The organism is Promicromonospora sp. NPDC057488 (assembly GCF_042802395.1).
Classification (GTDB): domain Bacteria; phylum Actinomycetota; class Actinomycetes; order Actinomycetales; family Cellulomonadaceae; genus Promicromonospora.
This window is the reverse complement of the sequence record NZ_JBHVEG010000062.1, coordinates 1-19,716: the sequence shown is the minus strand read 5'-3', so window position 1 is coordinate 19,716 and position 19,716 is coordinate 1. Positions and strand designations below refer to the sequence as shown.

The 19,716-nt window shown below is 74.5% G+C and carries 18 protein-coding genes; 8 read left to right on the top strand and 10 right to left on the bottom strand.

Features of this window, described 5'->3' with window-relative positions:
• Position 1: 1 nt before the first annotated feature.
• Genes ACFU5G_RS14690 through ACFU5G_RS14655 form a run of 8 tightly spaced genes read right to left on the bottom strand, consistent with a single transcriptional unit; the run spans position 2 to position 8,226 of the window.
• Positions 2–886: an oxygenase MpaB family protein gene (locus ACFU5G_RS14690; protein ID WP_377245730.1), complete on the bottom strand. Its 885-nt coding sequence runs from the start codon at positions 884–886 to the stop codon at positions 2–4.
• Between the two features lie 25 nt (positions 887–911).
• Positions 912–1,865, bottom strand: coding sequence for a Ppx/GppA family phosphatase (locus tag ACFU5G_RS14685; RefSeq protein WP_377245727.1), 954 nt, complete (start codon positions 1,863–1,865; stop codon positions 912–914).
• A gap of 10 nt (positions 1,866–1,875) precedes the next feature.
• Entirely contained in the window at positions 1,876–2,661 is a 786-nt protein-coding gene (locus tag ACFU5G_RS14680) for an HpcH/HpaI aldolase/citrate lyase family protein (protein ID WP_377245724.1), read from the bottom strand.
• Entirely contained in the window at positions 2,646–3,455 is an 810-nt protein-coding gene (locus ACFU5G_RS14675) for a fumarylacetoacetate hydrolase family protein (RefSeq protein WP_377245721.1), read from the bottom strand. Before ACFU5G_RS14675 ends, ACFU5G_RS14680 begins: the two co-directional genes overlap by 16 nt.
• Positions 3,452–4,549 carry a 3,4-dihydroxyphenylacetate 2,3-dioxygenase gene (hpaD, locus tag ACFU5G_RS14670; RefSeq protein WP_377245718.1) on the bottom strand — a complete coding sequence of 366 codons (1,098 nt, stop codon included), beginning with the start codon at positions 4,547–4,549 and terminating at the stop codon, positions 3,452–3,454. Before hpaD ends, ACFU5G_RS14675 begins: the two co-directional genes overlap by 4 nt.
• Before the next feature lie 4 nt (positions 4,550–4,553).
• Positions 4,554–6,062, bottom strand: a complete 1,509-nt coding sequence (gene hpaE, locus ACFU5G_RS14665) for a 5-carboxymethyl-2-hydroxymuconate semialdehyde dehydrogenase (protein ID WP_377245715.1) — start codon at positions 6,060–6,062, stop codon at positions 4,554–4,556.
• Positions 6,059–6,760: a GntR family transcriptional regulator gene (locus ACFU5G_RS14660; protein WP_377245712.1), complete on the bottom strand. Its 702-nt coding sequence runs from the start codon at positions 6,758–6,760 to the stop codon at positions 6,059–6,061. Before ACFU5G_RS14660 ends, hpaE begins: the two co-directional genes overlap by 4 nt.
• Positions 6,757–8,226 carry a fumarylacetoacetate hydrolase family protein gene (locus tag ACFU5G_RS14655; RefSeq protein WP_377245709.1) on the bottom strand — a complete coding sequence of 490 codons (1,470 nt, stop codon included), beginning with the start codon at positions 8,224–8,226 and terminating at the stop codon, positions 6,757–6,759. Before ACFU5G_RS14655 ends, ACFU5G_RS14660 begins: the two co-directional genes overlap by 4 nt.
• 94 nt (positions 8,227–8,320) lie before the next feature.
• On the opposite strand from ACFU5G_RS14655, the gene ACFU5G_RS14650 reads away from it, so the two are divergent.
• The 4 genes from ACFU5G_RS14650 to ACFU5G_RS14635 all read left to right on the top strand — a co-directional run bounded on the left by ACFU5G_RS14650 (position 8,321) and on the right by ACFU5G_RS14635 (position 13,431).
• Complete coding sequence (locus tag ACFU5G_RS14650) at positions 8,321–10,213, top strand: FAD-binding monooxygenase (RefSeq protein WP_377245706.1); 1,893 nt, start codon at positions 8,321–8,323, stop codon at positions 10,211–10,213.
• Between the two features lie 130 nt (positions 10,214–10,343).
• Complete coding sequence (locus ACFU5G_RS14645; protein WP_377245703.1) at positions 10,344–12,008, top strand: thiamine pyrophosphate-binding protein; 1,665 nt, start codon at positions 10,344–10,346, stop codon at positions 12,006–12,008.
• A gap of 131 nt (positions 12,009–12,139) precedes the next feature.
• Positions 12,140–12,709 (top strand): hypothetical protein, encoded by a 570-nt coding sequence (locus ACFU5G_RS14640; RefSeq protein ID WP_377245700.1) that lies wholly within the window; start codon positions 12,140–12,142, stop codon positions 12,707–12,709.
• 65 nt (positions 12,710–12,774) lie between these two features.
• Positions 12,775–13,431, top strand: a complete 657-nt coding sequence (locus tag ACFU5G_RS14635) for a response regulator (protein ID WP_377245752.1) — start codon at positions 12,775–12,777, stop codon at positions 13,429–13,431.
• A 3-nt stretch (positions 13,432–13,434) separates the two neighbouring features.
• Here ACFU5G_RS14635 and ACFU5G_RS14630 read toward each other — a convergent pair whose 3' ends face one another.
• Positions 13,435–15,105: a GAF domain-containing protein gene (locus ACFU5G_RS14630; protein ID WP_377245697.1), complete on the bottom strand. Its 1,671-nt coding sequence runs from the start codon at positions 15,103–15,105 to the stop codon at positions 13,435–13,437.
• Between the two features lie 171 nt (positions 15,106–15,276).
• Between ACFU5G_RS14630 and ACFU5G_RS14625 the strand changes: the two genes are divergently transcribed.
• Positions 15,277–16,155 (top strand): universal stress protein, encoded by an 879-nt coding sequence (locus ACFU5G_RS14625; protein ID WP_377245694.1) that lies wholly within the window; start codon positions 15,277–15,279, stop codon positions 16,153–16,155.
• 85 nt (positions 16,156–16,240) lie between these two features.
• Positions 16,241–16,996 (top strand): lytic transglycosylase domain-containing protein, encoded by a 756-nt coding sequence (locus tag ACFU5G_RS14620; RefSeq protein ID WP_377245691.1) that lies wholly within the window; start codon positions 16,241–16,243, stop codon positions 16,994–16,996.
• Between the two features lie 9 nt (positions 16,997–17,005).
• Here the strand turns inward: ACFU5G_RS14620 and ACFU5G_RS14615 are convergent, their stop codons facing one another.
• Positions 17,006–17,620, bottom strand: a complete 615-nt coding sequence (locus ACFU5G_RS14615; protein WP_377245688.1) for a TetR family transcriptional regulator — start codon at positions 17,618–17,620, stop codon at positions 17,006–17,008.
• 120 nt (positions 17,621–17,740) lie between these two features.
• Here ACFU5G_RS14615 and ACFU5G_RS14610 point away from each other — a divergent pair, with 120 nt between their 5' ends.
• Both ACFU5G_RS14610 and ACFU5G_RS14605 read left to right on the top strand, forming a co-directional pair.
• Complete coding sequence (locus tag ACFU5G_RS14610) at positions 17,741–19,396, top strand: glycoside hydrolase family 30 beta sandwich domain-containing protein (RefSeq protein ID WP_377245685.1); 1,656 nt, start codon at positions 17,741–17,743, stop codon at positions 19,394–19,396.
• Positions 19,306–19,665 carry an RICIN domain-containing protein gene (locus tag ACFU5G_RS14605; RefSeq protein ID WP_377245682.1) on the top strand — a complete coding sequence of 120 codons (360 nt, stop codon included), beginning with the start codon at positions 19,306–19,308 and terminating at the stop codon, positions 19,663–19,665. The genes ACFU5G_RS14610 and ACFU5G_RS14605 overlap by 91 nt, the downstream gene beginning before the upstream one ends.
• Positions 19,666–19,716: the final 51 nt, after the last annotated feature.

Genomic DNA, 19,716 nt, shown 5'->3' with positions numbered 1-19,716 from the left:
TTCAGGCTACTGACGCCCAGCGTTCCCGGCCTCCGGCGGAGCCCAGTCCCCACCGCACACCCCGCACGGCCACGGAGCCGGCGGGTCCGCCGAGGGCGCGGCTGAACCAGGTCTCGACGCCCAGCTCCGTGCGCGCCCACACGGGCAGCAGCGCCACGGACCCGGCGGCGAGCAGCCGGTAGGGGCCGCGGGCGACCCGGGGCAGCGGCGGCTCGCGCAGCAGGAAGTGCGCGGTGTCGAGCGCCTCGGGCGTGGCAACGAGCTCGTCGCGGTAGGACCGCAGGCACGCGGACAGCTCGGCGACCGACTCCGGGACCACCTCGGCGCCGAGCGCGCGGGCCACCCGCCCGGACTGCGCCACGTACTCGTCGGCCTCGGCCGCCGTCAGCGGCCGCTCGCCGTAGCGCTGGTGGGCCGCCAGGAACGAGTCGGCCTCGGCGACGTGCACCCACGTGAGCAGGTGGGGGTCGCTCGCGCGGTACGGGCGGCCGTCGGGGGCCCGGCCCCGCACGCGGTCGTGCACGGCGCGCACCCGGTCGATCATCTCCTGGGCGTGCTCCTCGGTGGCGAACGTCGTGGTCGCGAGGAACGTGGAGGTGCGGGCCAGCCGCCCCCACGGGTCGCCCCGGTAGCCGGAGTGGCCCGCGACGCCCGCCATCGCCAGCGGGTGCAGCGACTGGAGCAGCAGGGCCCGCAGGCCGCCCGCGAACGTCGCCGAGTCGGCGTGCACGCGGCGGATCGGGCTGCCGGGGGCGAACCAGCGCGGGCCGGGCGTGAGGTGGATGCGGTCGCGCGCCTCGAACCCGCCCGGCCCGGCCACGCGGGTGAAGAGGGCGTCGCCCATGCGGGCACGCAGGCGTTCGACGGGACTGGTGACGGCCGGCATCCCGCCAGTATCCGCCCGCCCCGCCTCAGGCGGCGCCGAGGTGCGGCATCTGGTCCAGGCGTTCGAGGATCACGCCCTCGCGCAGCGCCCAGGGGCAGATCTCCAGCTCCGTCAGGTCGAAGACGTCCATGCAGGCCTCGGCCACGAGGGCGCCGGGCACGATCTGGTGGGTGCGGCTCGGCGAGACGCCGGGCAGCTCCGCCAGGTCGGCCGGAGCCATGGCGGTCAGCTCGCCGATCCGTTCACGCAGGTCGTCGAGCCGCAGGGAACGCGGCACCAGCGGGCCGTCGCCGGCCGGGGCGGCGCCGCAGATCCGGGCGAGCGAGCGGAACGTCTTGGACGTCGCGGCCGCGCGGTCGGGCCGCCCGGAGCGCAGCAGGCTCCCCGCGTTGCGGGCGATGTCGGCGCGCAGGTCGCGGCGCAGGGCGTGCAGCGCCCCGTCGTCCGGCCCGGCGCCGTCCAGCCCGGCGCCGAAGTGGGTGCGGGCCAGGCGTGCGGCGCCGAGCGGCAGCGACCAGGCGGCGTCGGGCGCCTCGTCGGAGCCGCCGGCGATCTCCAGCGAGCCGCCGCCGATGTCGAACACGGCCAGCCGCCCGGCCGACCAGCCGAACCAGCGGCGCACGGCGAGGAACGTGAGCCGGGCCTCGTCCGCGCCGCTGAGCACCTCCAGGAGCACCCCGGTGCGCTCGTGCACGGCGCGCAGCACGGCCTCGGCGTTCACCGACTCGCGGACGGCGGACGTCGCGAACGCCAGCGTCTCCGCGCAACCCCGCTCCTCCGCGACGCGCACGGCCTGGGCGGTGAACTCCACCAGGGCGTCCACGCCCGCCTGCCCGACGGCGCCGGCGTCGTCCAGGTGCTCGGCCAGCCGCAGCGGCTCCTTGTACGAGGAGGCGGGCAGCGGGGCCGCGCCGCCGTGGGCGTCGACCACCAGGAGGTGCCCTGTGTTGGAACCGATGTCGAGGACGCCCAGACGCATGGACCGAACGCTACCCCTCGGCGCACCACCGGTCGGCGAGCGTCTCGGAGCCGCGGGCCAGGAGGGCGACGTCCGCCCCGGTCAGCACGAACGACGCCCCCGCGTCGAGGTAGTCCTGGGCCACGGCGGGGTCGAAGGCGTTGACGCCCACCGGCTTGCCCGCGGCGCGCACGGCCTCGAACGTCCGGTGCACGGCGGCGGTGACGGCCGGGTGGGTCTGCTGCCCGAGCACCCCCATCGACGCGGCCAGGTCGGAGGGGCCCACGAAGACGCCGTCCACGCCGTCGACGCCGGCGATCAGCGCCGCGTTCTCGACGCCCGCGACGGACTCCACCTGGACGAACAGCGACACGTGCCGGTCGGCGTCGGCCAGGTAGTTCTCGACCCGGTTCCAGCGCGCGCCGCGGGCGAGCGCGCTGCCGACGCCGCGCACCCCGCGCGGCGGGTAGCGCACGGCCCGCACCGTGTCGTGGGCCTGCTCGGCGGTGTCGACCATGGGCACCAGCACGTTCTGCACGCCGAGGTCGAGCAGCTGCTTGAGCACCACGGCATCGCCCGACGGCGCCCGCACCACCGGCGTGACCGGGTACGGGGCGACCGCCTGGAGCAGCGCCGTGATCGTCTCCAGGCCGATCGGCGAGTGCTCGGCGTCGATCAGGAGCCAGTCCAGGCCGGACCCGGCGCAGATCTCCGCCACCAGCGGGCTGCCGGTGCAGACCCACATGCCGGCCTGGGGCCGGCCGGCGGCCTCGAGGCGGTCGCGGAACGTGGGCGGCAGGCTCAGACGAATCGGCACGAGACGGTCCCCAGCTCTCGGTAGTCGGCCAGCACGGTGTCCCCCGGCTCCACCCACATGGGCCGCGTGAAGGAGCCGGCCAGGATGATCTCCCCGGCCTCCAGCACGTCGCCGTGCCGGGCGAGCTTGTTCGCGAGCCAGGCCACGCCGGCCGCGGGGTGGTTCAGCACGGCGGCCGCGACGCCCGACTCCTCGATGGTCTCGTTGCGGTACAGCAGAGCCGCGACCCAGCGCAGGTCGGTCTCCCCCACCCGCACCGGGTTGCCGCCGTAGACCATGCCGCCCATGGCGGCGTTGTCGCTGATGGTGTCGACGATGGTGCGGCCCGCCATCTCGACGCGCGAGGACAGGATCTCCAGCGCGGGCACCACGTACTCGGTGGCGCGCAGCACGTCGAACACCGTGGCGTGCGGCCCCGCGACGCGGGCGCCCAGCACGAACGCGAGCTCCACCTCGACCCGCACGTTCGAGAACCGGGCGTGCTCGATGACCGCCCCGTTCTCGTGCACCATGTCCGCGAAGATCGCGCCGTAGTCGGGCTCGGTGATGCCCGTGGCGGCCTGCATGACCTTCGAGGTGAGCCCGATCTTGCGGCCCACCGGGCGGCGTCCGGCCTCGATGCCGCGCCGGCGCCAGGTGTCCTGCACGGCGTAGGAGTCCTCGACGGTCATGCCGGGGTACCTGGCCGTCAGGAGCGGCACCGTGGTGCGCTCGGCCTCGGCGCGGGCCAGCTCGTCGGCGATCGCCGTGATCGTCGCGTCGTCCAGCGTGCGGCCGTCCGCCGGCCCCGTCACAGCTGGTGCCCCAGCTTGTACTCGCCCTGCTTCCAGGAGGGCAGCGCGTCGTCGTCGTCCTCCGGGCGGGTGTAGGAGAACCCGTCCGCGCCGATGGTCACGGCCATCTCGGAGGTGTCCGTGCGGGCGACGACGGGCTGCGGCACGCCGTCCAGGTCGAGCACGGGCGAGGCCTCGGTGTACCAGGACGGCACCACGGGGTTGCCCCACCAGTCGCGGCGCTGGTTGTCGTGCACGTCCCAGGTGACCACGGGGTTGTCGGGGTCGCCCGTCCAGTAGTCCTGCGTGTAGATCTCCACGCGGTGCCCGTCGGGGTCGCGCAGGTACAGGTAGAACGCGTTGGAGACGCCGTGCCGGCCGGGGCCGCGCTCGATGCGGTCCGAGAGGCGCAGGGCGCCGAGCTTGTCGCAGATGGCGATGATGTTGTGCTTCTCGTGCGTGGCGAACGCGACGTGGTGCATCCGCGGGCCGTCGCCGCCGGTCATCGCCGTGTCGTGCACGGTGGGCTTGCGGCGCAGCCACGCGGCGTAGGTGGTGCCCTCGGCGTCCTGGATGTCCTCGGTGACGCGGAAGCCGAGGTCCTCCATGAACTTCACGGCCCGCGGCACGTCCGGGGTGACCTGGTTGAAGTGGTCCAGGCGCACCAGCGCGCCCGGGGTGTGCAGGTCGTAGCGCCACGCGAGCCGCTCGACGTGCTCGACGTCGTAGAAGAACTCGTAGGGAAAGCCGAGCGGGTCGATCACGCGCACCGAGTCGCCGATGCCCCGCGTGTAGCCCTCGGGCGCGCGGCGGACCTCGCAGCCGAGCTCGGTGTAGAACGCGACGGCCCGGTCCAGCTCCTGCGGGCTGCGCACCCGGTAGGAGAAGGCGGCGACGGCGGCCACCGGACCCCGGCGCAGCACCAGGTTGTGGTGGATGAACTCCTCGATCGAACGCAGGTAGACGGCGTCGTCGTCCTCCTCCGTGACCACCAGGCCGAGCACGTCCACGTAGAAGTTCCGCGAGGCGGCCAGGTCGGTGACCACCAGCTCCATGTACGCGCAGCGCAGGATGTCCGGCGGTGGGGCCAACGGGGTGGGGATGGCGTGGGTCATCGCGTCAGGCTCCCTTGCCGAACGTGGGGTGGTGCGCCGCGCCGAGGGTGACGTGCACGGCCTGCTGGTGCGTGTAGAAATCGATCGAGCGGTAGCCGCCCTCGTGGCCCAGGCCGGAGGCCTTGACCCCGCCGAACGGGGTGCGCAGGTCGCGCACGTTGTTGGAGTTGAGCCAGACCATCCCCGCCTCGATCGCCTGGCTGAAGGTGTGCGCGCGCCGCAGGTCGTTGGTCCACACGTAGGCGGCCAGCCCGTACCGCACGCCGTTGGCCAGCGCGAGCGCCTCCTCGTCCGTGTCGAACGGCGTGATCGCCACGACCGGCCCGAAGATCTCCTCCTGGAAGATGCGCGCCGTGGGCGGCACGTCCGCGAAGACCGTCGGGGCCACGTAGTTGCCGGCCGGGAAGCCCTCGGGCCGCCCGCCGCCCGCGACGAGGCGCCCCTCGCCCTTGCCGATCTCGATGTACGACATCACCTTGGCGTGGTGCTCGGGGTGCACCAGGGCGCCCACCTCGGTGGCGGGATCGTGCGGGAGCCCCACCACGACGCGCTTGGCCTGGGCGGCGTACCGCTCGACGAACTCGTCGTAGACCGCGCGCTCCACGAGGATGCGGCTGCCCGCGGTGCAGCGCTCGCCGTTGAGCGAGAAGACGCCGAAGATCGTCGCGTCGATCGCGGCGTCCAGGTCGGCGTCGGCGAAGACGACGGCGGGCGACTTGCCGCCCAGCTCCATGGAGAGGCCCTTGAGGTGCGGCGCGGCGTTGGCGAAGATCGTCTCGCCGGTGCGGCTCTCCCCCGTGAACGAGATCAGGGGCACGTCGGGGTGCTTGACCAGCGCGTCGCCCGCCTCCTCGCCGAGGCCGTTGACCAGGTTGAACACGCCCTGCGGCAGCCCGGCCTCCGCGAAGATGCCGGCCCACAGCGACGCCGAGAGCGGCGTGAACTCCGCGGGCTTGAGCACCACGGTGTTGCCGGTGGCCAGGGCGGGGCCGAGCTTCCAGGACTCCAGCATGAAGGGCGTGTTCCACGGCGTGATGAGGCCGGCCACGCCGATCGGCTTGCGGTTGACGTAGTTGAGCTGGCGGCCGGGCACCTTGAACGCGTCGTCGGTCTGGGCCACGACCAGGTCGGCGAAGAACCGGAAGTTCTCGGCGGCCCGCCGCGCCTGGCCCAGCGCCTGCGTGATCGGCAGTCCGGAGTCGAAGCTCTCCAGCTCGGCCAGCCGCGCGTCGCGGGACTCGACGATGTCGGCCACCCGGTGCAGGATCCGCGAGCGCTCGCGCGGCAGCATCCGGGGCCACGGCCCGTCGGTGAACGCGGCACGGGCGGCGGCCACGGCGCGGTCGACGTCGGCCGCCCGGCCCGCCGCGGCCTTCGCGTAGACCTCGTCGGTCACCGGGTCGAGCACGTCGAACGTGCCGCCGTCGGCCGAGTCGACGAGCTCGCCGCCGATGTAGTGCTGGATGCTGCCCGGCAGCTCGGCGGGCACGTGGCTGGTGGGGTGGTCGGTCACGGTGTCTCCGGGGTTCGTGAGTCGAGGAAGGCCTGCATGGTGGCCCAGCGGTGGTCGCGCGCGGCGATCTCGATCTCGAGCGGGTCCGCCTGGTCGCGGATGAGGTCGAGGATGTGGGCGTGCTCGGCCACGGAGTCGTGCGCCCGCCCGGGCACGAACGCGAACGTGGAGTCGCGCAGGCCGGAGAGCTGCGCCCAGCCGCGGTGCACCATGTCGAGCAGCAGGGTGTTGGGGCACGACTCGAACAGCACCGAGTGGAACTGCCGGTTCAGGGCGGTGAACGCGTGCGGGTCGAAGTGGTCGAGCAGCGCGCGCAGCCGGTCGTTCACCTCGGCGGCCCGGTCGAGGTCCGCGGCCGAGATGGCGGGCGCCGAGAGGCCGGTCGCGGCCCCCTCGACCACGCCGAGGGCCTGCATGGCCTCGACGTACCCGTGCTCGTCGATCATCGCGACGCGCGCCCCGACGTTGCGCTCGAACGTGACCAGGCCCTCGGCCTCCAGGCGCCGGATGGCCTCGCGCACGGGGACCACGCTCATGTCGAGCTCGTCGGCGATACCCCGCAGCACCAGCCGGTAGCCCGGCCCCAGGTCGCGGCGCGCGATCCGGTCGCGCAGGTAGGTGTAGGCGGCCTGCGACTTGCTGATCTCGCCGGCGAACGCGGTCTCGAGGGCCGAGCCGGCCCCGCCGTCGGGCGTCACCGGGACTCCCGCCATTCCTGGTAGCGCGCGAGCCATTCCGGGTTGGGCGGGAACAGCCCGTCGATCGGGTGGCCGGCGGCGACCTGCCGCGCCACCCACGCGTCCTGCTCCTCCTGGGCGAGGGTCGCTGCGGCGACCTCGGCCACCAGGTGCGGCGGGATGACGACGACGCCGTCCGTGTCGCCCACGATCACGTCGCCGGGCAGCACCGTGGCGCCGCCGCAGGCCACGGCGACGTCGGTGTCCCAGGGCACGTGCCGGCGGCCGAGCACGGCGGGGTGCGGGCCCCTGCTGAAGACGGGCAGGCCGGTGTCGGCCACGGCGTCGAAGTCGCGCACGCCGCCGTCGGTGACCACGCCCGCGGCGCCGCGGACCTGCGCCCGCAGCGCGAGCACGTCGCCCAGGGTGGCGGAGCCGGTCTCGCCACGGGCCTCGATGACGATCACCTCGCCGGGGCCGACGGTGTCGAACGTACGCTTCTGCGCGTTGTAGCCGCCGCCGTGGGTCGCGAACAGGTCGGCGCGGTACGGCACGAAGCGCAGCGTGCGGGCGCGGCCGACGATCGTGGCGCCGCCGACGTTGGGTCGCACGCCCTCGATGATCGCGTCGTCGAGGCCGCGCTTGCGCAGCTGGGCCGAGAGCCCGGCGACGGGCGTGCGGCGCAGCAGGGCGGCGAGCTCGTCGGTGAGCACGAACGGCTCGGGCCCGGGCGGCAGCCCCGCCGCCTCGGCGCTGCCCCAGGCGTCGGCCCGCTGCGCGTCGTCGACCCGGGGCCCCGCGCCCACGTCGGTGAACGGCACCTCGCCCTGCACCACCGTGGTCACCAGCCGGCCCGACGACGGCGCGCCGGGCGCCGTCGGGGCGTCCACCTCCACCTCGACCACGTCGCCGGGCACCACGACGCTGGACCCGGCGGGCGTGCCCGTCAGGATCACGTCGCCGCGCTCCAGCGTGAGGTGCTGGGACAGGTCGGCCACGAGCTGCGCGAACGGGAACAGCAGCGCGTCGAGGCCGGTCGTGTCCTCCTGCACGAGCTCGCGGTTGACCCAGGTGCGCAGGCGCAGCGCGGCCGGGTCGACCGCCCGTGCGTCGATCAGCTCGGGCCCCAGCGGCGTGTACCCGTCGCGGCCCTTGGAGCGCACGTTGGAGCCCTTGTCGGCCCAGCGCAGGTCGTAGACGCCCAGGTCGTTGGCGGCGGTGACCGCGGCGACGTGGTCCCAGGCGTCCGCGACGGTCACGTGCCGCGCGGGCTCGCCGATGACCAGCGCGATCTCGCCCTCGAAGGCCAGCAGCTCGGTGCCCGCGGGCCGCTCGACGACGCCCCCGCTCACGCCGAGCGAGCTGGCCGGCTTGAGGAAGTAGGACGGCGCGGCCGGACGGCGCCCGCGCTGGTCGGCGCGGGAGGCGTAGGCGAGGTGGACGGCGACGATCTTGCCGGGCCGCCGGGACAGCGCTTCGGTACCCATGAGCTCCCTTGCTCCCTGGTGCTTCGTATCACAGATCGTATATGGTCGGGATGGGCCCGGCAACGTCGCCGACCACGGGCAGAACGGACGAACGATGCAGTTCCACCACCACGGCTACGTGTCCGGCGACCCGCGCGTGCAGCCCGCCGCCGGCTACGGCGTCGACCGCCCCGCCGACCTGCCGGACGAGGTAGACGTGCTGATCGTCGGCAGCGGCCCGGCGGGCATGATCGCGGCCGCCCAGCTCGCGCAGTTCCCCGGCATCCGCACCCACGTCGTGGAGCGCCGCGCGGGGCGCCTGGAGATGGGCCAGGCCGACGGCATCCAGGCGCGCAGCGTCGAGACGTTCCAGGCGTTCGGGTTCGCGGAACGGATCACCGCGGAGGCGTACCGGATCACCGAGATGGCGTTCTGGAAGCCCGACCCGGCCGACCCTCGCAACATCGCGCGCGCCGCCGTGCCGCCGGACGACTCGGACGGCATCAGCGAGTTCCCGCACCTGATCGTCAACCAGGCCCGCGTGCTCGACTACTTCGCCGAGGTCGCGGCCCGCGGGCCGGCCCGCGTGACCCCCGACTACGGCCTGGAGGTCACCGGGCTCACCGTCCCAGAGACGCCCGGCGCGCCCGTCACCGTCACCCTGCGGCACACCGCCGGGCCGCACGAGGGCAGCGACCGCACCGTCCGAGCCCGCTACGTCATCGGCGCCGACGGCGCGCACTCCGCCGTCCGGCAGGCCATCGGTCGCAAGCCCGTGGGCGACCGGGCCAACCATGCCTGGGGCGTGATGGACATCCTGGCGGTGACCGACTTCCCGGACGTGCGCACCAAGTGCGCCATCCAGTCGCACGACGGCGGGTCCATCCTGCTCATCCCCCGCGAGGGCGGGTTCCTGGCCCGCTGGTACGTCGACCTCGGCGAGGTGCCGGCCGGGCAGAGCGCGCGCGTGCGCGCCACGACCCTGGACGAGGTGATCGCGCGGGCGAACCGGATCATCCACCCCTACACGCTCGACGTGAAGGACGTGCCCTGGCACAGCGTCTACGAGGTGGGCCACCGGGTCACCGACGGGTTCGACGACGTGCCCGCCGAGCACACCGGCGCCCGCGCGCCCCGCGTGTTCCTGACCGGCGACGCCTGCCACACGCACAGCGCCAAGGCCGGGCAGGGCATGAACGTGTCCATGCAGGACGGCTGGAACATCGCCTGGAAGCTGGCCCACGTGCTCACCGGCCGCGCACCCGAGGCGCTGCTGGCCACCTACTCGGCCGAGCGCCGGGTCGTGGCCCAGGAGCTCATCGACTTCGACCGGGAGTGGTCCCGCCTCATGGCGACCCGGCCCGAGGACCTGCCCGACCCGACGTACCTCGAGGACTTCTACGTCAAGACCGCCGAGTTCCCGTGCGGGTTCATGACGCAGTACCAGCCGTCCATGATCGTGTCCGACGCCGCGCACCAGGGCCTCGCGGCGGGCTTCCCGGTCGGCAAGCGGTTCAAGTCGGCGCCCGCCGAACGCGTGGCCGAGGGCAACCCGGCGCACCTGGGCCACCACGCCCGCGCCGACGGCCGGTGGCGCGTCTACGCGTTCGCCGACGCCGCCGCGCCCGGCGAGCCCTCGGCGCTGCGGGACTGGGCACAGTGGCTGGGCAGCGCCGAGGACTCGCCCCTGCTGCGGCACACCCCGGCCGGTGGCGACCCGGACGCCGTCCTCGACGTCAAGGTCGTCTACCAGCAGGGCCACCTCGACGTGGAGTTCGCGGACGTGCCCGAGGTGTTCCGGCCGAAGGTCGGCCCGTTCGGCCTGATCGACTACGAGAAGGTCTACGCGACCGACCCGGACCACGACATCTTCGACCTGCGCGGCATCGACCGGGGCGGCGCCGTCGTCGTGGTGCGGCCGGACCAGTACGTGGCCGCAGTGCTCCCCCTGACCGCCACCGCGGACCTGGCCGCCTTCTTCGCGAAAGCCCTGCTCCGACAGGGGTAATGTGTGGCCTGTCGAGGCGGATGCCACCGCCTGCGCTCGAAAAAGGGGCGCGCGACGGGCTCCTGGCCGGGCCCGCCCGGGACACATACGGACCGCACCACTCATCCGTCACTGTTTCCCTGGAGGCCCCGTGCCCACCGTGTCCGCCCATGTCGCCCGTACCGTCGCCCGCCACGTCGACCACGTCTTCGGCGTGATGGGGAACGGCAACGCCTGGTTCCTCGACGCCCTGGAGCGCTCGACCACGGCGCGGTTCACCGCCGTCCGCCACGAGGCCGGCGGCGTGGTCGCCGCCGACGCCCACTTCCGCGCGTCGGGCCGCATCGCCGCCGCCACCGCCACCTACGGGGCGGGCTTCACCAACGCGCTCACGGCGCTCGCCGAGGCCGCCCAGGCCCGCGTGCCGCTGGTGCTGCTGACGGGCGACGAGCCGACGTCGGGCCCGCGCCCCTGGGACGTGGACCAGATCGCCCTGGCGGCCGCCGTCGGCGCGCGCACCTATACGGTGGGCCGCGCGGACGCCGCCGCCACCAGCGTGATCGCCATCGAGCACTCCCTGACCTACCGGGTCCCCGTGGTGCTCGCGATCCCCTACGACGTCGCCGCCCTGGACGCCGGGCCGATCCCCGACGCGCCCGAGCCCGTGCTGCCGGCGCCGCTGGCCCCGGCCGGCCCCTTCGACGCCGCCGCCATCACCGACCTCGCCCGGCACCTCTCGGAGGCCGAGCGCCCGCTGCTGCTCGCGGGCCGCGGCGCCTGGCTCGCCGGGGCCGGCCCCGCGCTGGGTGAGCTCGCCGAGGCCACCGGCGCCCTGACCACCACCACGGCGCTCGGCCGCGGCGTCTTCCCGGACGGCCGGTACGACCTCGGCGTCGCGGGCGGCTTCGGTGCGCACGACGCCATGGAGCTGGTGCGCCAGGCCGACGTCGCCGTCGTGCTCGGCGCGTCGCTCAACCAGTTCACGATGCGGTTCGGCGAGCTGTTCGCGCCCGGCACGCGCGTGGTCCAGGTCGACATCGCGCCCGCCGCCACGCACCGGCACGTGGGCGGGTTCGTCCGGGGCGACGCCGCCCTCGTGGCCCGCGCGCTCGTGGACGAGCTGCGCGCCCTGGGCGCCAAGCCGTCCGGCTGGCGCGAGACCGTCGACGTCGCCGCGGCCCGCGCCTACGAGACCGGCCCCGCCGACGGGATCGCGCCCGACGGGCGCCTCGACCCGCGCACCGTCGCGCACCGCCTCGCGGGCCTGCTGCCGCAAGACCGCGTCGTCGTCTCCGACGGCGGCCACTTCATCGGCTGGGCCAACATGTACTGGCCCGTCGCCTCCCCCGACCGCATGGTCATGGTCGGCACCGCCTACCAGTCCATCGGGCTGGGCTTCCCCAGCGTCGCGGGCGCGGCCGCGGCGGTGCCCGACGCCGCCGTCGTGCTCACCACCGGCGACGGCGGCGGGCTGATGGCGCTGGCCGACCTGGAGACCGCCGTGCGCACCGCGCGCGGCCGCGGCATCGCCGTCGTCTGGAACGACGCCGCCTACGGCGCGGAGGTGCACGTGTACGGGCGGCAGGGCATCACCGAGGAGCCGATGCGCATCCCCGAGGCGGACTTCGCGGCGCTCGCCGGGGCGGTGGGCGCCGAGGGGGTCGTGGTGCGCTCGCTGGCCGACCTGGACCGCGTGGCGGACTGGGCGGCGGAGCCCGTCGCGGACCGCCCGTTCCTGCTCCTGGACTGCCGCATTTCGGGCTCGGTGGTGGCGCCGTACCAGGAGGAGATCCTGCGGGCGAACCGCAGCCGATAACCGTCTGACCTCCAGGAACGGGACCTTGGTCCCGTTCTGGCGGGGCCGCCGACTCTGCCGCCCGCGGGCGGGTGGGCGCGATGGTGGTGACAGGCGCCGGAAGACGTCCGGCGTACCACCTGGAGGACATCATGAGCTCCGTCAGCCACAACCCCGCCGAGTGGGCGCACGGGTCCGCCGCGCAGAGTCAGGCCGCGGCGACCACGCACGTCACGAGCGAGGCCGTCTCCCGGTACGCCTTCGCGGGCGTCCGGCTGCTGCTCGCCGTCGAGTTCCTGTGGGCGTTCGGCGACAAGCTCTTCGGGTGGGGCCTGGCCACCCCGTCCGACGCCGCCTGGATCAGGGGCGGCTCCCCGACCGAGGGGTACCTGGACGGCGTCCAGGGCTCCTTCGCCGGCTTCTTCAACTCCATGGCCGGCAACCCGGTCATCGACTGGCTCTTCATGATCGGTCTGCTCGGCATCGGCCTGGCGCTGGCACTCGGCATCGGCCTGCGGATCGCCGCCGGGGCCGGGGTGGTGCTCCTGCTGCTGATGTGGATGTCGGCGCTGCCCCTCGACAACAACCCGTTCGTGGACTACCACCTGATCTACGCGGTCCTGCTGATCGGCCTCGCCGCCTTCCTGGCCGGCGACACGATGGGGCTGGGCCACTGGTGGTCCCGGACCTCGATGGTCAAGCGGTTCCCCTTCCTTCGATGACGGCCCGGCCCGTGGTGCCCGTCCCGGTGGTGAACCGAGCGGGCACCACGACTACGGTGGGACGCATGGAGGTGCGCGTGTTCCTCGTGGACGACCACGAGGTGGTACGACGCGGCGTGGCCGACCTGCTGGAGTCCGAGCCGGGCGTGCGCGTCGTGGGCGAGGCCGGGACCGCCCGGGAGGCGCTGGCCCGGGTGCCCGCCGCCGAGCCCGACGTCGTGGTGCTGGACGTGCGGCTGCCCGACGGCGACGGCGTCACCGTCTGCCGCGAGCTGCGCTCGCGGATGCCGGACCTGGCCTGCCTCATGCTCACCTCGTTCGCCGACGACGAGGCGCTGTACGACGCGATCCTCGCCGGGGCCGCCGGCTACGTGCTCAAGCAGGTGCGGGGCACCGACCTCGTGGAGGCCGTGCTGACGGTCGCGGCCGGCGGGTCGATGCTCGACCCGCGCGCCGCGGCCCGCGTCATGCAGCGGCTCCGCGCGGAGGCCCAGAACGAGCCCGACCCGCTGGCGCAGCTCACCGACCAGGAGCGCCGCATCCTGGGCCTGATCGGGCACGGCATGACCAACCGGCAGATCGGGAGCGAGCTGTTCCTCGCCGAGAAGACGGTCAAGAACTACGTGTCCAGCATCTTCGCCAAGCTCGGCCTGGAGCGCCGGGCCCAGGCCGCCGTGCTGGCCGACCGGCTGGAGCAGCAGGACAAGCGGCGCAGCCCCTGAGGGTCACGAGTCCAGCGCGTCGTCGCCGGGCATCGGCACCCGCCACTCCAGGCGGGTGCCGGTCTGCACGGCGGACGGGTCCACGGGCCCGACCACCAGCACCCCGCCGGACTCGGCGGCGCGCCGGGCGAGGTTGAGCAGGCCGCTGCGGGGCACGCCGGACGGGATGCCGATGCCGTCGTCGCTCACCGTGAGCACCACGTCGCTGCCCACCGCGAGCCGCACCTCGGCCCGGGAGGCGTGCGCGTGCCGGGCGACGTTCGACAGGGCCTCGCGCAGGACGGCGACGACGTGCTCCGCGACGTCGGGCGGGACCAGGGTGTCCACGGCGCCCTCGAAGTGCAGCCGCGCCGTGAACCCGAGGGCCGCGGCGGTGGCGTCGACCTCCGTGATCACACGGGAGCGCAGGCCCACCCGGCGCGCGTTCGCGCCCCGCGGCACCTCCCCGGACTGCAGGCGGTAGATGGTGGTGCGCACCAGCGCGATGGTCTCGTCCACCTCGTCGACCGACCGGGCGAGCTGCTCGGCCATCTCGGGGGTCGCGCCGCGGGCCACGCGCTGGAGCGCCAGGCCCGTCGCGTACAGCCGCTGGATGGCCAGGTCGTGCAGGTCGCGCGCGATGCGCTCCCGGTCGCGCAGCAGGGTGACCCGCTCGGCGTCGGCCCGGCCCTCGGCGAGCTCCAGCGCCACGGCCACCTGGCCGGCGAACGCGCTCAGCGCCTCCACGACCACCGACGAGAACGGGGGCCGGCCGGCCAGCCGCGCCGCGATCAGCACGCCCCGGGCGGTTCCCGTCTGCCCGATGGGCCAGACGGCGAGCGGGCCCAGCTCGCCCGACAGCTCCAGCGCCAGGCTGGCGCGGTCGTCCGCGTTCGCGTCGTCGGTCACCATCGGCACGCCCGTGCGGAACGTGAGGGCGGCGAAGGTGCCGTCGGCGGCGAGCACCGACCCGACCTGCGCCTCCGTGTCGAGCCCGGAGGCCGAGAACAGCACCAGGCGCCCGGTCACGGGGTCGGGCACGGCGATCGCCGTCACGTCGGCGTCGGCCACCTCCCGCGCCTCGCTGCCCACCAGGGTGAGCACGTCGTGCGACGACGAGCCGGCCAGGACCTGGCGCGAGATCCGGTCGTTCGCCCGGGCCCAGCGCTCCCGCAGCCGGGCGACGTCGTACAGGCGGGCGTTCTCCACCGCCACGCTCGCGGCCGCCGCGAGCGCCTCCAGCACGCGCTCGTCCTCGGCGGTGAACTCTCCCCCGCCGCGCTTGTCGGTGAGGTAGAGGTTGCCGAACGGGGAGCCGTGCACCCGCAGCGGCACCCCGACGAAGGTCCGCATGGGCGGGTGGTGGGCGGGGAAGCCGACCGAGGCGACGTGCGCCGAGATGTCCGGCAGGCGCAGCGGGACAGGGTGGCGGATGAGCTGGCCCAGCACGCCGTGCCCGGTGGGGTACGGGCCGATCGCGGCGACCTCGGCGTCGGTCATGCCGACCGTGAGGAACCGGCTGATCCGGCTGTCGGCGTCGAGCAGCCCGAGGGCGCCGTAGCGGGCGTCCACGAGGGAGACGGCGGCCTCGACGATGCGGTGCAGGACGCTCTCGACGTCGAGCCCGCGGCCCACCCCGACGACGGCCTCGAGCAGCACGTCCGTGCGGTCGCGCGGCGCGTCCCCCGGGTCCATCGGCACCTCCCGATGTCGGTCCGTGCCCCCCGTGGCCACGGTAGCGCGTGGGTGCCGCGCCGGGCACGGGGGACCTTGGTCCCGGGGCGGCCGGGCCTCCCGGCTCTGCCGGGCGCGCGCGGCCCGCTGATGTCCTGGTGCCCAGGCCGGAGCGGACGTGAGGAGACGATCATGAGCATCACCTGGTATCGCGGCATCGTCGTCGGGGTCGACGGCTCGGAGGAGAGCCTGGCCGCGCTGGAGTGGGCGGCCCGTGCGGCCGACGTGCACGAGGCCCGCCTGACGGTCGTCGCGTCGCACACCACGCCCGCGACACCCGCGCCGGGGTTCGGCGACGCGGTGCGGGAGGCGCAGGACGAGGCCCGGCACGCCGCGGACGCCGCCCGCGCCCGCCTCGGGGAGCACCGGCCCGGCGGACGGGACCTGGAGGTCATCACCCTGCCGGGCACCGCCGCGCACGTGCTGAGCCAGCGCGCCCGGACGTGCGACCTGGTCGTGGTGGGCCGCCGCGACCTGGACGGGCTCGACCGCCTGCTGGTCGGCTCGACGTCGTCGGCGCTGGCGGCGTCGTCCACCGGTGCGGTGGCGGTGGTCCCGGCCGGTGCGGCGACCGGTGACCCGTACCGGATCCGGGTGGGCGTGGCCCGCGACGACGAGCCCGACGTGCTGGGGGCCGCGTTCGCCGAGGCCGCCGCGCGGGACTGCGCGCTGGAGGTGGTGCACGTGACGGGCAGCGACCCGGTCACCTCGGCGCTGCTGAGCATGGACCCGGTGGCCGCGTCGTGGCACGAGGCCGCCCGGACCGACCTGGCCGACCAGGTGGCGCGGTGGTCGGAGAAGTACCCGCAGGTCGCGTGCACGCTGGTGATCCGGCGCGGCTCCCCGGCGGGCGCGCTGCTGGAGGACCTGACGCCGGACCACCTCGTCGTGGTCGGCGGGCGCCGGCACCCGTCCGTGGTGGGCCGCATGCTGCGCAGCGTGCCCGACGCCGTGCTCCGCGCGGCGCCGTGCCCCGTCCTGGTGGTGCACGTCGGGCGCCCGGAGGAGTGACCGGCCTGCGCGGATTCGCGCACGTTTGCGGGAGGTCTTGTCACCGGCTAACGGATCGGCGCGGCGGGCACGTAGCGTCAGCACCGTGAGAGCACGAGCTGGGGCCGTCGCCTGCGCGGCCGCGTTGCTGTTGACCGCCTGCGGCCCGAACCCGAGCGGAGGGCTGCGGGACGCGCTGGAGCGCGAATACCCGCCGGCGCCGCGGCAGGGGCTGCCCGAGGCGGGCGCCGGCCGCGACCCGGACGTCGACCCGGTCGCCGACCTGGCCCGGCCGCGCTGGCTGCGCGAGACCGCCGAGCGCACGGGCATCCCGCGGCGGGCGCTGGCCGCCTACGCCGGCGCGTCCCTGCGGCTGGCCGAGACCATGCCGCAGTGCGGCCTCGGCTGGAACACGCTCGCCGGGATCGGCGCCGTCGAGTCGATCCACGGCAGCTACCTCGGGGCGAGCGCCGACGCCGACGGCCTGGTGAGCCCGCCGATCATCGGCATCGCCCTGGACGGCAGCGAGGGTGTCATGGAGATCCTCGACACCGACGGGGGCGAGCTCGACGGCGACGTGCGCTGGGACCGCGCCGTCGGCCCCATGCAGTTCATCCCGACCACGTGGGCCGACTTCGCGCAGGACGGGAACCTGGACGGCCGCACCGACCCGCACCAGATCGACGACGCCGTGCTCACCGCCGCCCACTACCTGTGCGAGAGCGGCGGCGACCTGACGAGCGACGACGGCTGGCAGGCGGCGCTGGCGGCCTACAACCGGTCGGTCTCCTACGCCCACGACGTCGCGGACCTGGCGACGTCCTACCGCGAGGAGCCGGCGGCCCAGGAACCGGGCGCCTAGGTCCACGGCTCAGCGACCGGGCAGCTCACGCCCGATGAGCCGGACGATCGCCACCTCGGTCGCGTGCGCCATGTCGACCGAGCCGGGCTCCAGCAGCCACTGGAGCTGCAGGCCGTCCATGGTCGCCACGATGACGCGGGCGGTGGTGGCGACCTCCACGTCGTCCGCCACCTCCCCCAGCGACCGGGCCTCCTCCAGCGCCTCGACCACCAGGGCCAGCAGGCCCTGGTACCGGTCACGGAAGTAGTCCTGGGCCGGGTGCTCCGCGGTCACGCTCTCCGCCGCGAGCACGGTGTACAGGCGCACGATGCCCTCGCGCTCCGCGTTGCGCCGCGAGGTCTCCACCAGGTGCCGCAGGAACGCCAGGCCGTGCGGGCGCTCGCTGCCGAGCTCCTCGATGTCGGTCGAGTCGCGCAGGTCGAGCACCCCGGTGAGCAGCCCGGCCTTGGACGAGAAGTAGTGCAGCACCCCGGCCTGGGTCAGCCCGACCCGCGCCGAGATCTCCGCGAGCGACGCGCTCTGGTAGCCGCGCTCCGCGAACGTCTCCATGGCGATGCGCAGGATCTCGGCCCGGCGCTCCGCGGGCGGACGCCGCGTCCGGACGGCCCCGGGTTCTCGTGTCATCCGAGCGAGTCTACGGACCTCTCCCCCGGGTCCAGGCCGGGTACGGGAAACTGCTACCTACCGAGCACTTGGTAGGTAGGGGTAGGCTCGCCCCACATTCCACCCATCGAGGGAGTCGCAATGACGCGCACCACCCGCACCGGGTCCATCCGGACGACACTCGCCACGCTCGGTGTCCTGACCCTCGCCGCCGCCGGGATCGCCCCGGCGGCCGCCTCCGGCCCTGACGCCACCGCCCAGGCCGCCGCCCCGACCAGTGCCCGGGTCTGGGTCACCACCGCCGACGGCGGCCGCAAGCTGACCGACGGCGGCACCCTCGCCTTCGACACCGGCCCGCAGGCCACCGACATCCGGGTCAGCCCGGACCAGGTGTCCCAGCGGTTCACCGGCGCGGGCGCATCCGTCACGGAGGCGTCGGCCGCGCTGATCAGCGGCCTGCCCGCCGGCACCCGCGACACGCTCCTGCGGTCGCTGTTCTCCCGCTCCGGCGACGGCATCGGGCTGAACTACCTGCGCCAGCCGCTCGGCAGCACCGACTTCAACTCGGGCGGCTTCTACACCTACGAGGACACCCAGGGGCAGTTCAGCATCGCGCGCGACCAGCAGCAGATCCTGCCCGTGCTGCGGCAGGCCCTGGCGGTCAACCCGAGCATCCGGTTCATGGGCAGCCCCTGGTCCCCGCCCGCCTGGATGAAGAGCGGCGGCTCCCTGAACGGCGGCAGCCTGCGCGCCGAGAACTACGACGAGTACGCCGACTACCTGGTCCGCGCGATCCAGGCGTACGCGCAGCAGGGCGTCACGCTCAGCGACCTCACGGTGGCGAACGAGCCGCTGTTCGCCACGAGCTACCCGTCCCTGAGCATGTCCGCGGCGGAGCAGGCGCAGTTCCTGCGGGTGCTCGACGCCCGGCTGACCAGCGCCGGGCTGGGCACGCAGATCTTCGCCTACGACCACAACTGGGACCGCCCCGACTACCCGCTGGAGGTCTTCTCCGGCACGCAGGGCATCTCGCGCGTGGTGGGCGCCGCGTTCCACTGCTACGGCGGCTCCCCGGAGGCGCAGGCGCAGGTCGTGGCCGCGGGCAAGCGGGTCTACTTCACCGAGTGCTCCGGCACGGACAGCGACAACGCGGCGAACACCTTCGGGGACACCCTGGTCTGGCACGCCGAGAACCTCGTGGTGCGCAACATGCGCAACGGCGGCGAGACCACCATCAGCTGGAACCTCGCGCTCGACCAGAACGGCGGCCCGCACCAGGGCCACTGCGGCACGCGGTGCAACGGGGTGGTCCAGATCGCCGGCGGCACCGTGACGCGCAACGCCGAGTTCTACGTGCTGGGCCACCTGACCAAGTTCATCGACGCCGGGGCCCGCCGCATCGGCTCCACGAGCGAGCAGCCCGGCGGCCTGCAGAACGTCGTCTACCAGAACCCGGACGGCACCCGCGTGGCGTACGTCGTGAACGCCTCCTCCGGCAGCCGCACCTTCTCGATCACCGACGAGGGCCGTTCCCTGACGCACACGCTGCCCGGCCGGTCCGTGGCCACCTACACATGGGACCCGCAGTCCACCACCACGCCCGCCGACCCGGACCCGGCCTCCTGGTACCAGGTGGCCCCGACCGCGAGCGGCAAGTGCCTCGACGCCGCCGACTGGGGCACCGCCGACGGCACCGGCCTGCAGCAGTGGGCCTGCAGCAGTGGGCCTGCGGCGACGGGGCCCAGGCCAACCAGCGCTGGCGCTTCACGCCCACGACGGGCGGCTACTACCAGGTGACCAACCAGCACGCGGGCAAGGCCTGGGACGTCAGCGGCGGCCCCGGCGCCGTCGCCGCGGGCGCGTCCGTGCACCTGTGGTCCTACGTGGGCGGCACCAACCAGCAGTGGCGCCCGACGACGACGGCCGCCGGGGTCACGTTCACCGCCCGGCACAGTAGCCGCTGCCTCACGCTCGGCACTCCGGCCGGGTCCGACGGCACCAGGTTCACGCAGCAGCCGTGCACCGGGTCCGCGGCCCAGACCTTCCGGCTCACCCGCGCGGGCTGAGTCCGGTAGGTCCGAGCCGCGGCCCGGCTGCCCGTGCGGGGACCCTCAGGC

What these genes read in the sequence shown, in the direction of transcription:
- ACFU5G_RS14640 (WP_377245700.1), top strand. Translation starts at nt 12,140, where the DNA reads ATGAGCTCCGTCAGCCACAACCCCGCCGAGTGGGCGCACGGGTCCGCC.
- ACFU5G_RS14625 (WP_377245694.1), top strand. Translation starts at nt 15,277, where the DNA reads ATGAGCATCACCTGGTATCGCGGCATCGTCGTCGGGGTCGACGGCTCG.
- ACFU5G_RS14655 (WP_377245709.1), bottom strand. Translation starts at nt 8,226, where the DNA reads ATGGGTACCGAAGCGCTGTCCCGGCGGCCCGGCAAGATCGTCGCCGTC.
- ACFU5G_RS14650 (WP_377245706.1), top strand. Translation starts at nt 8,321, where the DNA reads ATGCAGTTCCACCACCACGGCTACGTGTCCGGCGACCCGCGCGTGCAG.
- ACFU5G_RS14610 (WP_377245685.1), top strand. Translation starts at nt 17,741, where the DNA reads ATGACGCGCACCACCCGCACCGGGTCCATCCGGACGACACTCGCCACG.
- ACFU5G_RS14685 (WP_377245727.1), bottom strand. Translation starts at nt 1,865, where the DNA reads ATGCGTCTGGGCGTCCTCGACATCGGTTCCAACACAGGGCACCTCCTG.
- ACFU5G_RS14615 (WP_377245688.1), bottom strand. Translation starts at nt 17,620, where the DNA reads ATGACACGAGAACCCGGGGCCGTCCGGACGCGGCGTCCGCCCGCGGAG.
- hpaD (WP_377245718.1), bottom strand. Translation starts at nt 4,549, where the DNA reads ATGACCCACGCCATCCCCACCCCGTTGGCCCCACCGCCGGACATCCTG.
- ACFU5G_RS14630 (WP_377245697.1), bottom strand. Translation starts at nt 15,105, where the DNA reads ATGGACCCGGGGGACGCGCCGCGCGACCGCACGGACGTGCTGCTCGAG.
- ACFU5G_RS14690 (WP_377245730.1), bottom strand. Translation starts at nt 886, where the DNA reads ATGCCGGCCGTCACCAGTCCCGTCGAACGCCTGCGTGCCCGCATGGGC.
- ACFU5G_RS14635 (WP_377245752.1), top strand. Translation starts at nt 12,775, where the DNA reads ATGGAGGTGCGCGTGTTCCTCGTGGACGACCACGAGGTGGTACGACGC.